At 34.8% G+C, this 21,756-nt stretch carries 15 protein-coding genes; all 15 read left to right on the plus strand.

The window, feature by feature from the left end; all coding sequences use genetic code 11:
• The first annotated feature begins 744 nt into the window (after window positions 1–744).
• Window positions 745–1,314: a Pvc16 family protein gene (locus ACHZDT_RS15880; protein ID WP_394775600.1), complete on the plus strand. Its 570-nt coding sequence runs from the start codon at window positions 745–747 to the stop codon at window positions 1,312–1,314.
• Window positions 1,311–2,138 (plus strand): hypothetical protein, encoded by an 828-nt coding sequence (locus ACHZDT_RS15885; protein ID WP_394775601.1) that lies wholly within the window; start codon window positions 1,311–1,313, stop codon window positions 2,136–2,138. Before ACHZDT_RS15880 ends, ACHZDT_RS15885 begins: the two co-directional genes overlap by 4 nt.
• 36 nt (window positions 2,139–2,174) lie before the next feature.
• A complete protein-coding gene (locus tag ACHZDT_RS15890; RefSeq protein WP_394775602.1) occupies window positions 2,175–3,752 on the plus strand; it encodes a phage tail sheath family protein in 1,578 nt (525 codons plus the stop codon).
• A gap of 96 nt (window positions 3,753–3,848) precedes the next feature.
• Window positions 3,849–4,316 carry a phage tail protein gene (locus ACHZDT_RS15895; RefSeq protein WP_213299414.1) on the plus strand — a complete coding sequence of 156 codons (468 nt, stop codon included), beginning with the start codon at window positions 3,849–3,851 and terminating at the stop codon, window positions 4,314–4,316.
• Complete coding sequence (locus tag ACHZDT_RS15900; RefSeq protein ID WP_394775603.1) at window positions 4,306–4,776, plus strand: phage tail protein; 471 nt, start codon at window positions 4,306–4,308, stop codon at window positions 4,774–4,776. The genes ACHZDT_RS15895 and ACHZDT_RS15900 overlap by 11 nt, the downstream gene beginning before the upstream one ends.
• Window positions 4,777–4,782: 6 nt before the next feature.
• Window positions 4,783–4,953: a DUF5908 family protein gene (locus ACHZDT_RS15905; protein ID WP_394775604.1), complete on the plus strand. Its 171-nt coding sequence runs from the start codon at window positions 4,783–4,785 to the stop codon at window positions 4,951–4,953.
• Window positions 4,954–4,964: 11 nt separating this feature from the next.
• Entirely contained in the window at window positions 4,965–5,642 is a 678-nt protein-coding gene (locus ACHZDT_RS15910; protein WP_394775605.1) for a hypothetical protein, read from the plus strand.
• Window positions 5,639–7,438, plus strand: coding sequence for a type VI secretion system tip protein VgrG (gene vgrG / locus ACHZDT_RS15915; RefSeq protein WP_394775606.1), 1,800 nt, complete (start codon window positions 5,639–5,641; stop codon window positions 7,436–7,438). Before ACHZDT_RS15910 ends, vgrG begins: the two co-directional genes overlap by 4 nt.
• A 285-nt stretch (window positions 7,439–7,723) precedes the next feature.
• Entirely contained in the window at window positions 7,724–8,023 is a 300-nt protein-coding gene (locus ACHZDT_RS15920; protein WP_394775607.1) for a PAAR domain-containing protein, read from the plus strand.
• Window positions 8,016–8,447, plus strand: a complete 432-nt coding sequence (locus ACHZDT_RS15925; protein WP_394775608.1) for a GPW/gp25 family protein — start codon at window positions 8,016–8,018, stop codon at window positions 8,445–8,447. Before ACHZDT_RS15920 ends, ACHZDT_RS15925 begins: the two co-directional genes overlap by 8 nt.
• The gene (locus ACHZDT_RS15930; protein ID WP_394775609.1) at window positions 8,447–12,166 is read left to right on the plus strand and encodes a hypothetical protein; all 3,720 of its coding nucleotides are present in this window, start codon (window positions 8,447–8,449) and stop codon (window positions 12,164–12,166) included. The genes ACHZDT_RS15925 and ACHZDT_RS15930 overlap by 1 nt, the downstream gene beginning before the upstream one ends.
• Window positions 12,167–14,935 carry a hypothetical protein gene (locus ACHZDT_RS15935; RefSeq protein ID WP_394775610.1) on the plus strand — a complete coding sequence of 923 codons (2,769 nt, stop codon included), beginning with the start codon at window positions 12,167–12,169 and terminating at the stop codon, window positions 14,933–14,935.
• Window positions 14,919–18,611, plus strand: a complete 3,693-nt coding sequence (locus tag ACHZDT_RS15940; protein WP_394775611.1) for a contractile injection system tape measure protein — start codon at window positions 14,919–14,921, stop codon at window positions 18,609–18,611. Before ACHZDT_RS15935 ends, ACHZDT_RS15940 begins: the two co-directional genes overlap by 17 nt.
• Before the next feature lie 223 nt (window positions 18,612–18,834).
• Entirely contained in the window at window positions 18,835–20,853 is a 2,019-nt protein-coding gene (locus ACHZDT_RS15945; RefSeq protein ID WP_394775612.1) for a hypothetical protein, read from the plus strand.
• A gap of 11 nt (window positions 20,854–20,864) precedes the next feature.
• Window positions 20,865–21,707, plus strand: coding sequence for a hypothetical protein (locus tag ACHZDT_RS15950; RefSeq protein ID WP_394775613.1), 843 nt, complete (start codon window positions 20,865–20,867; stop codon window positions 21,705–21,707).
• Window positions 21,708–21,756 lie beyond the last annotated feature (49 nt).

Consider the following 21,756-nt stretch of genomic DNA (forward strand, 5'->3'; position numbering starts at 1 on the left):
TCATTAAGTTAAGCTTTTAAAAAATAAAATTATTGCAAATTAAATCCGTTTTTATCCGCGTTTTTACGAAGTAAATCTGTTTTATCCGCGTCAAAATTACACGCTGATTTTACTGATTCGCTAAAGCGAAAACGCTGATAAAAACGGATTTTCTAGTTACTTTCTTGATTAAACGGTCAAGTAATTTTATAGATTTCCCCTTAACTTAATGACATTGCGCTTCGGACATCTCTACAACATGTTCGTTCCTCCGGAACTCTTATGAAAATTCCGAAGGAATGATTTATTTTATAGCCAGGGATTTTAATCCCTGGTACACAACATAACCCCAACATAACCCCAATATTTGCCAATTTTGATTGCGTATGATGGATTAATCCCGACGCTTCGGGACATCCCTACAAAATGTTTCGTTCCTCCGGAACTCTTATGAAAATTCCAGAGGAATGATTTATTTTGCAGCTGGTCCCGATAGCTATCGGGATTAATCCCTTGAAACGTAAAGTTTACCATTTCCGCAGAATTAACAAAACAAAAACCATAATATAAATAGACAAAACATATTTTGTCTACATAAAAAAATGTTGTCTACAGTTTGTCTATAAAATCCACTAAAAAACATTTATTATGTACACGAAAAGTATATTGTTTATTTTTCGTACAAATCTAATTATCAGGTACTTTTACACGTATAGACAGAGGATCTATTTCACTATCTTACAATCAGATTAAGAGTTAAATACCATGATAAATTCATCACTTAAATTTACGAGTAAATTGCTCAGTCAGTTTTTAAAAAACCGATTTACGATCACAGAGGACAAAACTGCTGTAAATTATATTGTGGATGTAAACGGATCTTTTCCGAAAGTAAATATGAACAAGGTCGTTTTATCTGTCATAAATATCGAGAAAGAAACCAACCAGCCTTTTTATATTCGGAATCAAAAATTAGAAAGCGGAAATTATTCTAATTTTAATCCAACAGAAAGATACAACGTCGATTTACTAATTAGCTGCAATTTTGATGATTATAGTGAATCATTACAATTTCTGGATGCGGTGATTCATTTTTTTCAGATCAACAATTATCTCGATTCTGCTTCCTCCTCCTCTATTCCTGTTGGGCTTAGCAGACTTGAATTTGAATATGAAAAAATTTCTTACCATCAAATGCACAGTTTATGGACGGCAATGGGAGCAAAATACCAACCGTCTATAATGTACAAAATGAAACTCATGAAAGTTCAGTCTCATGAAACCATAGACATTATTCCGGCAGTTACCAATACAAATAATAACGCAGGAATATGATACAGAGTAATTTCATAAAGATATTTAGTGTCGCGGTTTATCATACTTTTTATGATAACAGCAAATGCAATTGCCTGCATTTTACTCCTAATGCTAAAACAGCGAAAGCGTTACATAAATTCGGTTTTAAAACAAATCATGTTGCTAATGGTTTTGAATTATTTTCGAATACAAAATCATCGGTTTCAGATCTCTTAGAGTATATCTTAAAAACAACACATCAGGATTATTTTGAATTTGATATCAGTTGCAGTAATCCTAATTTTATTTTGTTTACTGCATTGCCAATTAACTGGCTGGGAGAAATTAATTATTCAAGTCAGGATTCTAAAAACCAAATCGATAAAGATTCAATTATTCTCAATCAAACATTAGAGACAAAACCAATGTCTAAATATTTTGGAAATCTTAAAATATACTTTGAAGACATTAAAAAAAGTACAGATCCTTTACTTTTGCAAATAAATTTTACCGCAAGAGCAACGCAATGGCAATATTATTTTATCAATAAAAATAATATTCAGCTCAGTGATCCTTCCATTTCTGAAAAAGAAAACATACAATTTGACGGACCGCAAAAAATGACGCTTCAAACAGGAGAACAAGCATTACTTTTTACGTCAGGTTCAACCAATATTTTACTGAGCGAAAAACCAAAATACAAATTTGACTTAGTCAATAAAACCGCATCAAATCCGCCATTACCAACAAATTCAAAAGGCAAAATCATCTTTAAAGGATTACCCGTTCCTGATGTTTCAAGAATTGGCATCATCGAAAATCAGAACCATCAGGTTACATCACCTATGTATATCTATCTATAAAAAACTATTTATAATGAACACTAAAATCAAGAATCAATGAATTTATCTACCATCCAAAGTCCTGGTGTTTACATTCAAGAATTAAATGCTTTCCCAAACTCGGTAGTAGCAGTTGCTACGGCAGTTCCGGCATTTATTGGGTACACACCTCAGGCATCATACGAAGGAAAATCGTATACGAATGTGCCTGTGAGAATCACATCATTTGCTGATTTTCAAGCTTTTTTCTGTTTGCCGGATCCTCCTGCTCCCGCAAGTCCAGCCAAACAATACAGTCCTGAATATTACTTGGTACAGCAAAAAAGTCAGCCTAAAAAAGGCGATTATATGCAAATTGGCACCTCGTTTTATTCTATTGTTCCAGATCCCAATACGGTTTATTATTTGTATAACAGCGTCAGGCTTTTTTACGAAAATGGCGGTGGCGATGCCTACATCGTTTCGGTTGGGCCTTACGGACCTGCGTCGCAAAAACCAGGAACGCCCGGAATTCCGGTTGTCAACCCAAATGTTGAATTAAACGATTTAACCGGAGGTCTTGCTTTATTGCTAAATGAGCAGGAACCAACAATGTACATCTGCCCCGAAGCAACCTTATTAAGTGTCGAAAATAATGGAACATTAATGCAGGAAATGCTTTTGCAATCTACAAAAATGCAAACTGCAATGTGCTTGTTTGATATTATTGGCGGCGATGATCCGGATCCTATTTTGTACACGCAGGATATTTCAAATTTCAGAACGAACACTGGTTCTGTTGGGTTAAATTACGGAATGGCGTATTATCCTTTTATAGGAACTACCATAATGCAAAACACAGATATTGATTATACCAACTTATTTGGCGGCGATTTGAAACAATTAGAAGCAATTTTAAATCCGCCAAGCGCGCCTAATCCTGCCGTTGCATCAATTCTTGCCAATGCCCAGGCGCCTAACAGCACTTTGACGGTAACTCAAAATAACAACGCATTATTAATTGCAAGTCAAACCTATTCGTTACTTATCAAACACGTATTGACAGATGCTAATATTTTGCCTCCAAGTGGTGCAATGGCCGGAGTTATTACTACTACAGATAATATGATTGGTCCGTGGGAAGCACCTGCAAATACCTCAATTGTTGGAGCGGCTTCATTGCCTATTTCAATTTCCGAAAGCCAACAAGCGAACCTGAATGTTGACGCGGTTTCAGGTAAATCTATCAACGCCATCAGAATTTTTAACGGATTGGGAATTTTAATCTGGGGATCAAGAACACTGGACGGAAATAGTCAGGACTGGAGATATATTCCGGTACGCAGAACGATGATTTTCCTTGAACAATCTTGTAAACTCGCAGCTCAGGCTTATGTTTTTCAGCCAAATGATAAAAATACGTGGGAAGCAGTTATTTCTATGATAAGCAGTTTTTTAAATTCGATCTGGAAACAAGGTGGTTTACAAGGTGCAAGTGCTGCCGACGCTTATTCTGTAGCTTGTGGATTAGGCTCTACAATGACGGGAGATGATATTTTGAATGGATTCATGAATGTGTCTGTAAAAGTTGCAGTGGTTCATCCGGCTGAATTTATCGTATTGACGTTTCAACAGCAAATGGCAACTTCCAGTTAATCAACAAATAATCTATGTTTCTATGTGTTAAGAAATTTCACAAACACAAAAACAATTTAAAATCTAGTAAATCTTTAATTTAAAAAATAAAATAAAATGGCAACAGATGACGGAAGCGTACAAGGCGCAACATGGCCCATGCCTAAGTTTAGGTTTGAAGTAGACCTGGGAACAGAATTGACAAAAGTAGCTTTTCAGGAAGTTACAGGAATGGATGTCGAAAATCAAATTATAGAATACCGCAAAAGTAACAGCCCACTTTTTTCTGTAGAAAAAATGCCCGGAATTACTAAATACGGCAATATTACTATGAAGCGAGGCATATTTGTAAACGACAATACTTTTTGGGACTGGCACCAGCAAGTCGTAATGAATACCATTAAAAGACGAACGGTGCTGATAAAATTATTAGACGAAAAAGGTGGCGTAACCATGCAATGGACGCTTAATAATGCGTGGCCAACTAAAATTACCAGTACAGATTTAAAATCTGATGGAAACGAAGTCGCCGTTGATACTATAGAAATCGCACACGAACAACTCATCATAAAAAATGGTGGATAGTACGGATTATCCGGTTAGCTTTTATTTTACACTTTCGTTTTCCGGTGTAGATGCGGCTTTCAAAGAGGTATCAGGAATTTCTAAAGAATTAAGTATTGAAGAAATTGTTTGCGGAGGCGAAAACCGTTTTAAATACCGCCTCCCAACTGTTTCCAATAGTCAGAACTTAGTACTTAAAAGAGCCATTGTGCCTGCGGGATCTCAACTTGTAAACTGGTGTGCCAATTGCATCGATCAAGGATTATCGAATGCGATTCAGCCGAAAAATGTGATTTTAAGATTACTAAACGCCAGCGGAATCGTCTGCGTTCAATGGACTTTTAATAACGCTTATCCGGTAAAATACGCCGTTTCTGACTTAAACTCTCAGGAAAGCAATATTGCAATTGAAACGATTGAACTCGCTTATACCTATTTTGATATTTCATCGGATACTAAATTTGATAACCTTTTTACCTAAATAATTATGCCAATAGAAATTAGAGAACTCATTATCAAAACCGAAATAGTAAGTACAAACGCGAAAAATTCGGCTATAGCCAAAGAAAAAGAAATATCGATTTTGCGGAAACAATTATTAGAAGAATGCAAAAGGTTAATTGCCGAAAAAAATCTGGAAAATAGCTATAAACGTTAAAACAAAAACCAATGGCAAGTTTAGAATTAATGAAAATAACGGGATATACTGATGAGGATTTTCAAAACAAATTCTCAGGAAATCCGTATGCTTTCATGATTAATCCTGATACAATCAAAATTCAAAAAAGCATTGAATATAACGAACAGCAAGCTCCGGCGACAAGCTCAGCTTCGCAAAAATATAAAAGTACGCCAAGTAATAAATTGAGTTTTGAAATTGTAATTGATTGTACCGGTATTGTCGATTCCGGACGTACGGATATGGCAACAGAAATTAATTCTTTAGAAACAATTATTTACACGTATAACGGTAAAATTCATCGTCCTAATTTTGTAAAAGTACAATGGGGCCAGAATATTACTTTTAATGGAGTTCTGGATAGTATCGATATTTCATACACGCTTTTTAAACCAGACGGAAGTCCTTTAAGAGCCAAAATATCGCTCTCATTCAGTCAATATATTTCTCCTAAAACCGTGACCATGACAGATGCGCCGGAATCGCCGGATCTTACTCATATTGTAACAGTTGCTGAGGGAATGTCTCTGCCACAATTGTGTAAGCAAGTCTGGAACGATGATTCGTATTATGTGCAAGTTGCGCATTTTAATAAACTCAATAAGTTCAGAAACCTGAATGGAATTGACAAATTAATATTTCCTCCCATAAATCCCTCTAATTCATGAGTACTTCAAGCGAAATAAAAAGCGGCGGAATTGCTACTTTCTCGGTTAAAATTAATGGCACTGTAAGTCCTGATGAATTAAGTGTACTTTCTGTTCATATCGAAAAAAAGGTGAACCGAATTGCCATTGCCAAAATCGTAATTCTGGACGGAGAAGCCAATACAGGAACATTCACGGCAAGTTCCTCCTCGACTTTTGTTCCCGGCGCTAAAATTAGTATCGAAGCGGGATATGATGAAACCAATCAACTTGTTTTTTCGGGAATAATTATGGCTCAAACCATCAGGATTGATAATTTAGTTGGTTCTGCATTAGAAGTTGAATGTAGGGATGAAGCCGTAAAAATGATTGTGGGCAGAAAAAGCCTTACCTATTCCAATCAAAAAGACAGCGATATCATTTCATCCATAATAGGTACTTATTCAGGATTAACCTCAGATGTTGATGCTACAACTACAACATGGCCGGAACAAGTGCAATATTATGTCACAAACTGGGATTATGTTTTGGCTCTCGCCGAATCAAACGGATTAATTGTAACTACGATTAACGGAAAAATTTCGGTTAATGCGCCGGATAAAACCACAACATCTGTACTTACAGTTACTTATGGCGATAATTTGCTTGAATTTAATGCCAGACTAAATGCCACAACGCAATTAGCAAACGCAACAGCTAATTCCTGGGATTTTAAAACTCAAGCCGTTATAAATGGTCAGGCAACGCCAAATGTGTCCGGATCAGGAAATTTAACCTCAAAAACATTATCAGAAGTTATTGGGCTTGATGACTTTCAATTGCAGACTTCGGCGCCTTTAGAAAGTGCAGATTTAACGAATTGGTCAAAAGCACAAATCATCAAAAGTGAATATTCTAAAATTAGGGGAAATGCCAAATTTCAGGGTACAAATTTAATCGATCCCGGAAAGTACATGACTTTTGCCGGCGTTGGAGACAGGTTTAATGGCGATTATCTAATTGCGGGCGTCGTTCATGATTTATCACAAGGAAACTGGATTTCTGAAGTTACGCTGGGACTTTCGCCTATTTGGTTTACCGAAGAACCTGATGTTATGGCTCCTCCCGCTTCCGGATTGATTCCCGGAGCAAAAGGGCTGATTAACGGAACAGTAAAAAAGATGTTTGGCGATCCTGATTCTCAATACCGAATTTTAGTTGAGGTTCCGTTGTTTGATACTAATGGCGAAGGAATCTGGGCGAGACTTTCTAACTTTTATTCCACAAGCGGTGCCGGAGCTTTTTTCATGCCTGAAGTTGGTGATGAGGTGATTCTGGGTTTCCTGAACGAAGATCCGCGTTATCCCGTGATTTTGGGAAGTTTATACAGCTCAACAACTATAAAACCATTTGCCGGATTAGATCCAAATGAGAAAAATTCGGTGAAAGCCATAGTTTCAAAATCAGGGATTTCGGTGCAATTTGACGATGAAAATAAAATATGGACAGTCGAAACGCCCAATAAAAACACGATAATTATTAGCGATAAAGACAAACAAATTACCATTAAAGACGAAAATCAAAATAGTATCATAATGTCCAGCAGCGGAATCGATATTTCGAGCCAGAAAAGTATCAGTATATCTGCTCAGGAAAGTGTGACTATCAAAGGGAATCAAGGCGTTACCATTGAATCCAGCACCGGCGATGTACAAACAAAAGGCTTAAACATCAAAGAAACAGCAGACATGCAATACAGCGCCGAAGGTGGACAAATGGCACAAGTTTCAGGAGGAATGGAATTGACCCTGAAAGGCGCGATGGTGATGATTAATTAGATTTTAGATGCAAGATTTTAGATTTTTGTGCAAAACTGAATACTGAGACTGATTACAATGATTGCGGTTACGATGCGAAGATGGATTAAAATCCATCCCTACAATATAAATTGTTCCTCCGGAACTTTAAAAAATCCTAAACGGATGGAACATATTGTAGCAACGGATTTTTATCCGTTTAAACGAACAAAAGCGAAATCAACAATTCACAACTCATAATTCATAATTCATAACTCACAACTAATAATTCATAATTAACAATCAACAATTAACAATTAAAAAAAAATGCCTCCAGCAGCACGACTTACAGATTTTCACGAATGCCCGATGGTAACGCCGGGAGTACCGCCAATTCCTCATGTGGGAGGACCAATTATTGGCGTAGGAGAACCAACCGTTTTAATCGTGGGATTACCTGCGGCGAGAGTTGGCGATATACTGGTTTGCGTAGGACCGCCAGATTCGATTATAAAAGGTTCAGCAACAGTAATGATAGGCGGATTACCTGCCGCAAGAATTGGAGATACAACCGCTCACGGGGGATCAATTGTCCTGGGAGCATTAAACGTAATGATAGGTGGATAATACAGCACATAAAGACAACGCTTTTTTAGGTTCAGGATGGGCATTTCCTGTCTCTTTCTCTGCAGATAATCATCAGCTGAATTTATCGGCTAATGAAACCAATATCAATGAATCTATCAATATAATCCTGAATACCAGAAAAGGCGAACGAACACTCGAATCTAATTTTGGTTCAGGATTACAGCAATTTATGTTCAGGAAAATTGACAGCACTTTAAAAGGCGAAATTACCGAAACCATCAAGTTTGCCTTATTGCGTTATGAACCGCGAATATTGGTACAAGACATAAAAGTTGCTGCAACAGATATCACAAATGGCGTAATTGAAATACTGATCATATATATCTACGCACAAACCAATACCAGACACAATTATGTGTTCCCGTTTTATTTAAAAGAAGGCACAAACCTACCTCGGAAATAATGATTTTAACTGATCAAAATAGCGCCATAAATTCACTCAACGAATCACTCGTTCCGGATCCGCATTTAATTGACGGAAGAACGGAACAAGACTGGTTGTACTTTTTGACGGAATTTAGCAAACTGATCAATTTCTATAACGATAAAAATAATATAGAAGGAAACTGGAATCCGTTTTTATTAAAAGATCCCGTTTTTTTAATGGCTTCAATTTCAAAAACTAATTATAAAATCCTGCATTCATCCTATAAAAATAGCTGTGCCGAGATTCAGAGGTTAATCAAGAATGATAGTAATTCCCAGTCAAATGCATTGAATAAATTATTTGATCATATAACTTCGGTTTACAAAATTATCGAGCGCTGGACACATTATCTGCAAAGTAATAATGAAATCTACGATCTGAAAACGTACATTATTAACGAAGTAAAAAACAGATTAAGCATTGATTTCTGGGCAATTCAGTCGTTTAGAAACTATTTGTATAAATTATCCTTCAGCGGTATTTTTCTTGTTCCTGCGCCACAACAGGATTTCGATTCATTTGATAAAAATATTTGGAAAATCAACAAAGACAAAAGTCCGTTTTGGGAAGTTTTTGGGTTTGAAACCGAACAGAATATATTACAGGCAAAAGATAAAATGACCTCTTTTTGTTTGGATATTCTAACCAAAATCGGAGATAAATTATTTCATTTTCTGGAAACCATCATTCATCATTCCGGTAAGGAATTTCAAAAATTAAGCCTTAAAAAAGGACATTTTCCAGATACAACTTTATTGCGCTCTTTTGTAAATATTTTGCAATTACAGCAAAATCAATTGAACAAAATTTCTGAAAAACATCTTGATTTTTATTATAAAGATATTTTAAAACAAACCAAATTACCCGCAATTCCGGATAATGCTTATTTGTGCGCGACACTTGCAAAAAGTGATTCGGTATTTACATTGCCGGCAGGAACTTTGTTTAATGCAGGCATTGATGCGCAAAAAAATCCCGTTTTATTTGCTTCCCAAAAAAATGTCAACTTAAATCCCGCCGTGATTAAAAGTGTACAAACGCTTTCGTACCAAAATCAGCCCAATACAAATTCGTTTAATCTGCAAACTATCAGTAAACCAACCAGTATTCAGTTAGATCAGGACAATAAAGCCATAAGCTGGGAAACGTTTGGAACCACTACTCCATCAGTAAATGCATTGCCGCTGGGGATTTCTTTTGCTTCGCCAATGTTGTTATTGCGCGAAGGACAACGCATTATTACCTTAACGCTTGAATTTGATTCGGCCGTTGATTTGCAATTATTACAAAGCGCAACTTACTTTTTAAGCACACAAAAAAACTGGCTGAAATTAGTATTACTTCCTGCTGATTTTCAACCAAGTTCCTCGCAGCCAAATACGGTAATAATTACGATTAATATTGATCAAACAGCACCTTCAATTGAACCTTTTTTAATTAATCCGGACGGATTAACGAGCGATTGGCCTATGATGAAAATCATGTTTCAAACGGTTTCAAACCCAAATACGCCGCCTAAAATAGTGAATCTGACTATTGAGGTAAAAATTACGGGAATCAAATCTTTTCAATTGTATAATGATTTTGGCGAATTGAATACCAAAAATCCCTTTCCTCCTTTTGGACCAATTCCTGTGGCAAATGCCAATTTTATAATAGGCAATAATGAAATATTCAGTAAACCGCTCGACAGCCTTTTAATTGAAATTGACTGGGACAAAAGACCTGCCGATTTTGAAAATTATTACAGCGCATACAATCAATATTTGTTTGCTTTGAGTAATCCAACCAAACAAGGCAGTTTTATATCTGAAGTAGAAGATAAAATCAAAAATATCCTTCATAAAAGAATCGTTTTGGCCCATCCTGATATGCCATTTTCGAACAAAGCTTTTACGGCTAATTTCAATATAATGCAGGGCAAATCGTGGCACGGACTTAGAATGACCAAAATTGAAAATAAAGACAACGATTCGGTTTTTGTACCAACTTCTGAAGTTTCAAGTCCTGTATTTTTATTTGGTCAGGAAAAACCGGATCCTAAACAGCCAATCCTAGCAACATCAAGCAGTTTATACATTTATTACAAAACAAATACATCACAAATAGCAACAATTCCGTTTCAGGCAGATCCAAATATTCAAAAAGAACCTTTAAAATTTACCGATGCAAGTTCATCAGGATTTTTAAAAATGACTTTATCGGGTTGTGAATATGGTTTTGGTTCAGAATTATATCCAAATGTTGTCGCCAATATCGCCCTTCAAAACGGAAATAAACTGGCAATGGCAAAAGATAAGGAAGTGACCGATTTTGTGGCATCGGCAAATTTGCCATTTGCACCAAAAATCAAAACTTTTACCGGAACATATTCCGCAAGTGTAACCTATAAACTTGACGGAACAAATCCGGATTATCCGTTTCAATATTTTCTTTACTCGCCATTTTCTACATATAATTTATTTGACAGCAATACAATTGATTCAACAGCAACAACACCTGTAAATACAACAATTACTGGAGTTTCAACAGCATCAATTGCAACAGGATTTCCGCTTTATCCGTCGTTTAATTATACAGGAGCCTTATTTATCGAACTAACGAATTTAATCTGCAACAGCTCGATAAATTTATACTTTGAATTAGCCCGAAACACCACCACAATCACAACCGAAGACAGCGTTCAATACTATTATTTAACTAAAAACGGCTGGAACGAAATAAAGGCTTTATCTGATGAAACGGATCAGTTTAGATGTTCAGGAATTATAGCATTGCCAATTCCTGCAGATTGCGGGAACAACGCAATGTTTATGCCCGGAACCAACAGTTGGATCGCTGTAACCGTTACCGGAAAACCCGAATCGTACTCTAAAACTACCTTTATACAAACAAACGGTTTTAGCGTTGAACGAACAGGAACTGCCTTTTTATCTGACACAGAAAAGCCTGAAATAGTGGCTAATATAATCACAAAACCCGATACTAAAATTCCGCAAATAGCAACAATAGTGCAGCCTTTTGCATCCTTTGGAGGAAAAAGCGCAGAAAATAAAACCAACAGAAACCGAAGAGTCAGCAATAGCATCAAAACCAAAAACAGAGCAAGTTCTCCCGCCGATTATTTTACTTTAATCGCTGAAAATTTTAATGATGTCTATTATTCAAAAGTTGTAACCAAAAATCACGATAACAGCTGCAATGTTTATTTGGTTAAAAAAGCGAAAGAAAACGACACAAATGCTTTTATTCCGTTAGTAGACAATTCATTAGAAATTAAAGTTGAACAGTTTTTAAAACAAAATTCTTCGCCGTTTATCAATTTAAATGTCAACAATTTTAATCTGGAATATGTTAGTATTGCTACTAAAATCAGCATTAAAAGCGGCTATCAGGAAACACTTATTCAAAAGAATGTCAATCTTGCTCTCAAATTATATTTATCGCCCTGGATCATAGATTGTCCGGCTCAAATAGAAATTGACAAACCGCTGATTAATGCCAAAGTAAGTACTTTTATTCAAAATGTTGAAGGCGTTGCAACGGTTGAAAACGTGTATTTTTCAAGTTATTACATTAATAATACAACAGGTTTACAAACCAGTTTAAAACAAAATAAAGAAACCTTAAAACCGCACGGACCTATAACACTATTGGTTTCAGCGCCTAATCACGATATTACTTTTTTAGCATAAATGGATACAATTAACCACATATCAAAAACAAAGCTCCCATCGTATCAGGATTTTAATTTCCTGAAAGGAGAAGCGATTGATTTTATCCAAAATCATATTGGAAAAGAGTGGACAAATTTTAATCCAAGTGATCCTGGAATGACAATTTTAGATCAGTTTTGTTATGCCTTGACCGAATTAGGGTATTGTACTGATTTTACAATTCCGGATATTTTAACAGATGTTACGGGCAAAATAGCCATTGACGATCAGTTTTATCTGCCGTACAAAATATTGACAACTTCGCCATATACCATTAACGATTATAGAAAATATCTTATTGATGGAAACGAGAACATTTTTAATGTTACAATCATTTCCTATAACAATAATGTTTTCCCGATAAACAGGATTTATCAGGTTTATCTTTATATCAATCCGGATATTATTGATGTAAATGAATCAAAAAACATCTGTAAATCAGCATTTTATTATTTGAATAAAAGCCGAAATTTAGGGGAACTATTTAATCTTCCAATTGCTTTACAAGCCCAAAATTGCTGGATTGGCGGGAAAATAGAAATCAAAAAAGAAGTTGATTTATATGCAGTTTTACTGGAATTGCAAAGTAAAATACGTGAATTTATATTCGCAAAACCGGCACAATTAAGTTATGAAACCTTAATTTCAGACGGATATAATTCGGCAGAAATATATGATGGTCCATATTTAAAAAATGGCTGGATTTTAAACGAATCTCTGGTTGATAAAATCGACCGAATAAAAGCAATCGATTTAATTCCGGTGATTGAATCCGTTTCAGGAATTGTAACCGTTTCAGGTTTACAGCTTTATCAGGATCAAAAAATAGTTTCTGTTTTGCAAGCTACAGTAAATCAAATTATTTCGATTGATATTCCGGGTTCGTATAAAAGTAAAAATCTAACGACAACGTGCAACGGAAAAGAGGTTCCGTTTGATGCGTTTGGACCATTGAAAATAACGCCGGATAAATTTGCAGAAACTACGACAAACTTAAACAATCAGGCGAATTTAAAATTGCCAAAAAGCAGTTTTAGAGACATAAATACCTATTATTCGATTCAAAATACTTTTCCGCAGCAATATAATATTGGTGCTGATAAAGTTGCCGACGATTCGGCGCCAATTCAGGTCGCACAATCCCGACAATTAAAAGGATATTTAACTTTATTTGATCAAATATTGGCGAATCAGTTTTCGCAATTGGCAAATGTTTCAAAGTTGTTTTCGTTTACAAATTCGGTTTGCGGAGCGCCATCTGACGAAGAAAATTTTTATGCGGTAAAAGATAAAGAACAGCAAAAAAACCTGGAATATCCAGTTCCTTATAAAATGTTTTCGCCAAGTTATTTTTATCAGTCTTTATATACCGTTCCTCATATTCGTCCAATTTTAAAGGACAGTAATACTTTTGATTATAGTTTTGGCGACGAAACTGAAGTGGAACAAAAGGAAAAAAGCTGGTTCGAATATCAGCAGGATCCGTACAATCCATACATTTTTGGGATGATGAAACTTATTGAGGAGGAAGATGTTAACTTAGACCGACGCAATAAATTACTGGATCATTTGCTTGCGAGACATGGCGAATCGCCTAAAATTATAGATGCCATTATCGATGATACAATTTATACGGGTGACAAAGGAAAAGATCAGTTGATTTTGAAAAGTCTGTATTTGCAAAATCTTGGTTTACTGACTTATAATAGACAAAAAGGCTATAATTTCCTGAGCGCATCAAAAATTGCTGATAATACTAGCGGCAATATTGATGTAAGTCTTCCGGTAATTAAGTCGAAACATTTGGGTTATATCAGTGAAAACACAACGGATTTCATATTCAGATCAGAACAAATTAATAAAAAAGAAAAATTAAGCAGACCGGATTTCAATAATTTTTCCGGACTGGAATTGAAACTGAATTTATTATTTGGATTAAAAAATATATACTCGAATTTCATTACGTCTCAATTTGATATTCAGCAAAATAACATTGAAAATCAGCTGAATACCTACAAAACAATTCAGAAAACGTTTTGGTTTAAGGAAAAACGAAATGGAAGTATTCTTATTGAAACCATTCTTTTATTGAATCAGTTAAAGTTTAATCTTGAAATCATCAAACAAAATCAGGTGAATAGTACATCTTATACTATTGAAAACATTGATTTTCAAACTATCAGTAATCTTAATTATGTTGTAAATACAACCGTAGAAACTACTTTAGATACTGATCTTGGGCAAGGTTATTTAGTGTTTTCTGGTATGCAATTTCCTGTTGTTACAAATACATCTGAAACTATAAATGTGGCAGATTATACAAAATCTGAACTTTCAAATTATTATTTCAAAATCGCAATTGTTTCTGGAAATGGAAGTATTACGATAGATAATTCGGTATTTAAGAAAAATATAATGCTAGTGTTTCCTGATTTTATTCCGGTATTACAAACGCCCGAATTTAAAAAACGCCTGAAATATTTTCTTAAAAATAGTCTTCCGGTAAATGTGAGTTACGAATGCTTGTTTTTAAGTCTTCAGGAACTGGAAAGTTTTATTCCTGATTACGTAAAATGGCACGAAAGTCTGCGTTTTAAAGCGGATTTAATTCCTGTAAAAACGGAACAAGATCCAGCAATAATAAGCGATTCCACGCCATTAGCAACGCCAAATCCTGCTGAAACAGCAATCAATTTGATCAATAGTTTAACCTCAATTTTAGCGACAAAAAATGGAAGAAATAAATAGCCATATTGTATCGAGCCTAAAGTGGGAAACTACTTTTGATCAAAAAACCGAGGGTTACAGGCTTCAGGAACGATTGAGTACGTGGAGCAAAATTTCCCTGCCCAGAGAGGTCGCCGCGATATTTAATGAACTTTGTCCGCCGGAACAAAGCTGGAGAATTCAATCACTGGAACTCGATTTGGGTTCTTGCGATTATAACGATCTGGAATTTGACCTGAGCAGAAAAATACGCAGTTTATTGAAGGAAAAAATAGCGGAATTAATCTTGTATCAAAATAGTCAGAAACAAAACGGAATCGCGGTTTACAACAAGGAAAAATCAATTCTGGATAACCTGATGATTTTTTTACTTGAAGGTTATTTACCGTGGAATTATCAAAACAAGCAAGGTTCTGTAAACCAGATTATGGCCGAATTACTTCAAAATAATCCAGCCGAAATCATTGCCATTATCAAAGAAACCGGAATGACGCACGAGGAAGTCAGAAAAAGGATTTCATGGCAATTTGACGAGAAAAATATCACGAAAATAATTGGCGCGCTAGAACCTAATAACAGTGGTTCTATCATTGAATTTAGCTCAATTATGACGACAATTCAGGTCAAGGAAACGATTGTACAAACGAGTACGGCAAGCTTCAGGAAAAATCTTTGGTTTTTTATTTTTAATTTTTTACTGCTGGAACGCGGAACGCTTTTTAACAAAATCGCTTTCATGAAAAGCAGTATTTTACAAATGGCAAACCACTATAATATTGCTTACGCCGATCTTATTTTACTGATCGAAAATACGATTGTAAAACTGTTTGATAAAACTACTCACAACAACAATTTTATCGATTCGCTAAAAATCCTGACACAGGAATATGAAACGCAAAAAAGCAATATTTATACGCCGGAAACGAGCCCAAATTACTGGACAATTTTTGAGCAATTATTACAGGATAAAAAAGAAAGAAAGTCTAAAACGGCAAAAAACAATTTGAATGAATTGATTGTTGCGCTTAATAATGAGAATAAAACCAAATTTAATGCGATTATAAATCAGCTTTTTAGCAATGAGAATTTCCTTGTTTCGCTGATTCAGGATTTAGATGAAACATCTATTAAAATCCTGTTTTCCAGAGTTGATGCAACTCCATCTTTACTGAATATGGAAACGGTAATTTATTTAAATAAGTTAAGCAAAACGCTAAAACTTAAAACCAATAGCAAGGATTTATGGGAAATTGGAATTCTATTTCTGATCAAAAATAAAAATGCTGATAACGCTAAATTCCTATTGTTTTGCACGGCGGAATTGAGCAGAAGAAACAATATACATCACGAACAATTACTGGCTTTATTTACAAATGCCAAAATTCCGGCGGCGGTAAAAAACAATAATTCGGTTTTGATTTATACCATATTAAATACTATTTATTGCGATGAAATAAGCAGGAATAATTCGAATTATCCTGCGATTCATTTTAAAAATCTGGTTGCAAAAATGGAAATGGAATTGCTGAAAAATGCAACAAAAAGTATCTTTTTTACAAATTTACAAAGATCGTTAATCAACACCATTTTATTACATCCTAAAATGGCTTTTGAAGTTATGCTTTCGTACGGGAATAAAGAGGTTTTAAAAAAAATACTTCCGCTAATTCTGAACCGTGAAATGTTGCAATTACTGGTAAAAACAGCGAATTATCAAAAAACCAAACTGGTTCAGACGATTCAAATTGTATATGAAATCCTGAACGAAAAGGATAAATATGATTTTCCGGAAGAATTAATTACGGATCATTTATTATTGATAGGAATGCAGGAAATATTGTTTCATCCGGAACATAATTCATCATTATTTCTGGAAACTATTATTGTACAATTGTCAAAAAAAATAACACATACAAGGCGCGATAAATACTTTGAGTTTATTACAAAATTGATTCAGTCACAAAGGATTAAATCTTTTGGGGTTGCAATCAGGAAAACATTTTTGAATCAGTTAAAAAACAATAATTCGGTTGATATATTGGCGCTTGTGTTGTTAATTCAGAATACTTCGCAAAACGCGCAATTAGAATTATCTCAATTATTGACCAATAATTTTGATAATTCGGGATTTGCTTTACTTCGGAAAAAGGATAAAAAAGAAAGCGAAAATATCCTGCATTATTTTTTGACAAACGGAATTTTCATTAAAAATAACTGGATTAAAAAATCCTCTGTTTTTATAATTAATGAATCAATATTGGTTTCAAAAACTAATGTTAACGGGACATTAAATGAAATATTCTGGAAAACTATTCTACAATATTCTGCTTATAAAGGCAATGAAATTATGTTTGAAAAACTGTTGCAAAAGGAACTGAAATTGTATTTGAAAAGTAATAATTCAGATAAAAATCGTGAAATTACAAACGAAACAAATGGTTTTAAAAGCACAAATTCAGTAAATGAAATTATTGCTGTCTCTGAAGATGCTAAGATTCAAAATCACATAATTTCAGCTATATCTTTAGAAAAAAACAATGAAAATATGTTGTTTACGGGAAAGTTATATGAGAAGGAAAAACAGGAATTGTTTGCCAGTATTATTTTAAAAAGGCAAATTCCTGCGGGTTTTAATCCATCACAAACGGTTGAAATTAGAGATATTGTGAATGAAATTATTATAAAAGATCCTAAAACCTTTTTTAAAATCATTAAAAAAGAATTTATTCCGGAGGCTCAAATGGATTGGCTTTGCCGAAATATCAGTTTCCATAATTTATGCATCGGCATTAGCCAATTAGATAAAAACCGGGAATCGTATTTGCGGATTCTGGAAAAGTTCAATCACGTTTTAGGATTAATGGCGATTAAAGGAATTGCATCTAAGGAATTGCAGAATATTTTATTGCGAAAAGTATTAAAAGCTGCTGCAAATGATAACTGGCGGCTTATTGCAATTGATAAAATCTGGAACGAATTAATCTGGGATGTTGTGACAAAAAAAGGGATTCCTAAAAAGGTTTTTTTAATTGATGCGGAAAAATATATTTATCAGTTTCCGCTGTCTTTACAACTGAGTTTCATGGAAATTTTAAAGTCCGAAAAACAAATAATTCAAACTACTAAAAAAACAGCAATACTTTCAAAAATGAAACCAATCACACCCAATAAAAACCCAAAAACACCTTTAAAACAAGGTATTCCAGTTAGAAATGCCGGAATTGTTCTTTTAAATACTTATATCCCAATTTTATTTGAACGGCTTAAACTGACAGAAAACAACAAGTTTATAAGCAATGAACTTCAAATTAATGCGGTGCAATTTTTACAATATTTAATTACGGGAATGACTCAGACTGAGGAAACTTATTTGCCTTTGAACAAGGTTTTATGCGGTTTGCCATTAACGGATGCGGTTCCGGATTCGATCGAAATTTCGTCAGATAATCAACATTTAATTAACAGTTTAATTGAGGCGGCGATTTCGTATTGGCCGGATATTGGCGATTGTTCGATTGTTGGTTTCAGGGGAAACTGGCTTGTAAGGGACGGAATTCTGGTTGAACTGGAGGACAAATGGGAACTCACGGTTGAAAAACGGGCTTATGATGTGTTGATTAACAGATCTCCGTTTGCTTTTTCGATCACAAAATACCGTTGGATGGAAAAACCTTTGCATGTAATATGGCCTTATTAAAATATTGAAACCCGCTTTGTGGTGATTTTAATTTTAAAAATTTAACACCCGCGATATTGTCATTTCGACAGAGGAGAAATCACGCAAGAAACTCCTCAAAGAAATTCCCCAATCTTTGTCGATCCGGCACCGGAGATTTCTCCTGTGTCGAAATGACAAGATTGTGTAGATTAAAATAAAAAACATCAAATACTATTTAAATTAATCAACTAAAAAAACTATTATGAACAGCTACAATGAAAATCTGCATTCTAGTGTATTGTCTTCATTAGAAAGTCAGGAAATGACTAAAAAACAATTGAGTGCGCAGTTGGATTCCTCCATGTTTACGCTTTATTATGCCGAAGGTGCAGAAATTGTTGCGCAGGAAAAACTGGATATCACGACAAAAATGTATAAGGACAAACAGCATATCAATAATGTTGTTGTGGTGAATAAAAACATGTCAGACAATCTTTTATTAACTGCAAATCAGCAAAAAACGTATACAACGCAATCGGTTACAAATATGGCGGTTTGTGCATCAAATCTTCAAATTGCATCGAATTCAATTGTGCGTTTGGCGAGCGATATTGGCAGTATTTACAGCATTATAAATGCTGCTGATTACGGAACTCAAATTTATCAGCAGGGTTTTGAAGCGTATAATTTAATCAACAAAACGGCGTATCATGCTGAGGAAACTTCGCAGCATGCGATGGAAGCATCGGCGTCGATTGCAGAAGTTGCATCGGCTACAATTGCAGACGGAGCTAAATTAACCAATACGTCTGTAAACAATTTATTGCAGGTTACAACGGCTGATTTAAATGCGATTACGGCAATATTAACGGCAGATAATGATACTAAAGCGCAGTCAAGCATGGCGACCAGAAGTGCTGAAGGTGCCATAAAATGCAGTAAAGTTGAATATGAAGCTTCGAAAAAAGCGTATAAAATTAACAACAACAAATTCAATCAAAACATAGAAGTTAAGGTTCCAAAACCATTTGATTCATCGGTAAAAGGTCATTTTACGGTTTCGTTTGATTATTATAAAAGTCCGTTTTCTGTTAAGGACAGAGGTGCTGAAACGCCAAATCTGGGACTGGAAAAACCGGTTCAAAACTATAATATTATTTTAGTTAAGGACAGCAAAAAATCATTTTTTAATGTTTCAACAGCCGAAGATTTATTGAATAATCCGTCGCAATTTAAACGAATTCCGGTGCTTCAGGATTCAAATACTTCGAATAAAGTTTCTGTTTCCTTAAGTTTAAACGAGTTATTGGATTCTGATAATGAACCTTTGTCTTTGGGTGAAAATTATGTTGCTTTTTTATTAATTATTTTTTCCGAAAATTATAAAAAAGAGATCAATACGTTTGATGAATATCTCTCTGCTCCTTCTGAAAAATTTACGTTAACTCATACTTTAAATCAGGCCGAAAAAATCAAACCACCTAAAGAATCTGACGCTTCAACGGATAAAAACAAGCTTCACGACCATAAAAATGCGCCAATTACCACGATTAATTTTACGGTTGAAAAAGAAGAGAAAATAAAAATTTCTGAGGTAAATTACAGATGTCTGCTTTTGCCTTATCCGGATGATTTCCTGACAAATGCTGAATTAAATAGTCTGGAATATAAAATAGAAACCGCTGAAGTTGAAGAAGAAATTCTAACGGTTGAAGAGGAAGTTAAATTTTTAAAAGACGAAATTGAAAATCTAAACAACGGAATTACTCAGTTGAATGCTGAAACTGCTAAAGCTCCTAAAACCGATCCTAAAAACACGGCAGAAGCTGATGTAGCGAAACAAAAAAACAGCAATTTTAAAGAGGCTTTGAATGAAGCTAAAGCAAAACTTGCCAATGCTGTAGAATTGCTGAAAAAACTAAATGCAGAAAAGGATCAAATCGAAAAAAACAGCCCAAAACCGGTTAAAAATGATAAGGCTTTTTTCTTCAATTTAAATCTTGCCGAAAACGTTCCTGCCGGAAATTATACGGTTGCCCAACCGGATAAAGCGCTTTTAGGATCTGATAACTGGACGTTTGAAGCGCTGATTGATGCTACAACAACGGATAATTTTGGAAATCCTTTAATTAAAGACAAAAAATATATTCCTGTCATTTTATCTTTCTACAATGGCGCTGAGATCAGCAAAAGCAAGTATACAAACAGCCTTTCGGATTGGGAAAATACAACGCCGTTTTCCTATTCGATAAATGAAAAAGAAACTACATCAACTAATTAATACTAAAATATATGGAAGCTCAAATATTACAGTCAGGTCCAAAATTGAAAAGATACGGAATTACCGAAAAGAAAAAATCTGAATTAGATGTATTAAAAAATCAGGTAATTGACGCTCAGGCAGATGTACAGCAACAACAGGTTATTGTGACATCACTTACTGAAAAAGCATCAAAATACCAGGGTTATTTATTAACCGCCGATGGGAATCGTACGCACGCTTTGAGCAATAAAAACCTGATTGATCAGGTGGTGCAAAACGCTTATGATTTAGCGTATAATTCAAAAAATGCTTTTAGCAAAATGACTATTTCAAATGATGATGCGATTGAAGTGGCTTCAAGCGTGAGTGATTTGATTAATAAACTGATTTATTCGGTTGAAATAATTAACAAATTATCGAATCTTGTTATTAGAAAAAAAGCTTTGAATCCGTTGATTTCTGATGATTTGATTACGAGATTAAATACGGCGGGAACAGATGCAAATAATGCGGTTGCGCTTACTTTAATTGCTTTAAAATCAACATTGGCGGCAGAAGCTTCTATTTTAGAATCTGAAGCGGCAATTACGCTGGAATACAGACAGGCAAGTAAACTTTACCTGAATTTAACTGATGAGAAATCGATTGATATGCCATTATCAATTTATCCGGTTTCGAAAACTTCGATAAGAGGATTGTTGTATAATGCGTACAAAGAAACGCAATTAGCGTATGAAAAAGCCAATATTGCGAACGATGAAACTACGAGACAATTGAATATTGCGAATACTAATTTAAATAAGGCGCAAATCAAACTTAATTCGTTACAATCCGGTTTAGCGGCGGCAAATGCGGCGGCGCTGGCTTCGTAAAATTTAAATGTCCGCTGAAGTATTTCAGCGGACTTTAATCTCGTACTTT

The sequence above is a fragment of the Flavobacterium sp. genome (assembly GCF_043722275.1).
Lineage (GTDB): Bacteria > Bacteroidota > Bacteroidia > Flavobacteriales > Flavobacteriaceae > Flavobacterium.

Coding starts and splice junctions, on each gene's coding strand:
- ACHZDT_RS15895 (WP_213299414.1), top strand. CDS start 3,849: ATGGCAACAGATGACGGAAGCGTACAAGGCGCAACATGGCCCATGCCT.
- ACHZDT_RS15935 (WP_394775610.1), top strand. CDS start 12,167: ATGGATACAATTAACCACATATCAAAAACAAAGCTCCCATCGTATCAG.
- vgrG (WP_394775606.1), top strand. CDS start 5,639: ATGAGTACTTCAAGCGAAATAAAAAGCGGCGGAATTGCTACTTTCTCG.
- ACHZDT_RS15880 (WP_394775600.1), top strand. CDS start 745: ATGATAAATTCATCACTTAAATTTACGAGTAAATTGCTCAGTCAGTTT.
- ACHZDT_RS15940 (WP_394775611.1), top strand. CDS start 14,919: ATGGAAGAAATAAATAGCCATATTGTATCGAGCCTAAAGTGGGAAACT.
- ACHZDT_RS15905 (WP_394775604.1), top strand. CDS start 4,783: ATGCCAATAGAAATTAGAGAACTCATTATCAAAACCGAAATAGTAAGT.
- ACHZDT_RS15890 (WP_394775602.1), top strand. CDS start 2,175: ATGAATTTATCTACCATCCAAAGTCCTGGTGTTTACATTCAAGAATTA.
- ACHZDT_RS15930 (WP_394775609.1), top strand. CDS start 8,447: ATGATTTTAACTGATCAAAATAGCGCCATAAATTCACTCAACGAATCA.
- ACHZDT_RS15920 (WP_394775607.1), top strand. CDS start 7,724: ATGCCTCCAGCAGCACGACTTACAGATTTTCACGAATGCCCGATGGTA.
- ACHZDT_RS15910 (WP_394775605.1), top strand. CDS start 4,965: ATGGCAAGTTTAGAATTAATGAAAATAACGGGATATACTGATGAGGAT.
- ACHZDT_RS15885 (WP_394775601.1), top strand. CDS start 1,311: ATGATACAGAGTAATTTCATAAAGATATTTAGTGTCGCGGTTTATCAT.
- ACHZDT_RS15950 (WP_394775613.1), top strand. CDS start 20,865: ATGGAAGCTCAAATATTACAGTCAGGTCCAAAATTGAAAAGATACGGA.
- ACHZDT_RS15945 (WP_394775612.1), top strand. CDS start 18,835: ATGAACAGCTACAATGAAAATCTGCATTCTAGTGTATTGTCTTCATTA.
- ACHZDT_RS15900 (WP_394775603.1), top strand. CDS start 4,306: ATGGTGGATAGTACGGATTATCCGGTTAGCTTTTATTTTACACTTTCG.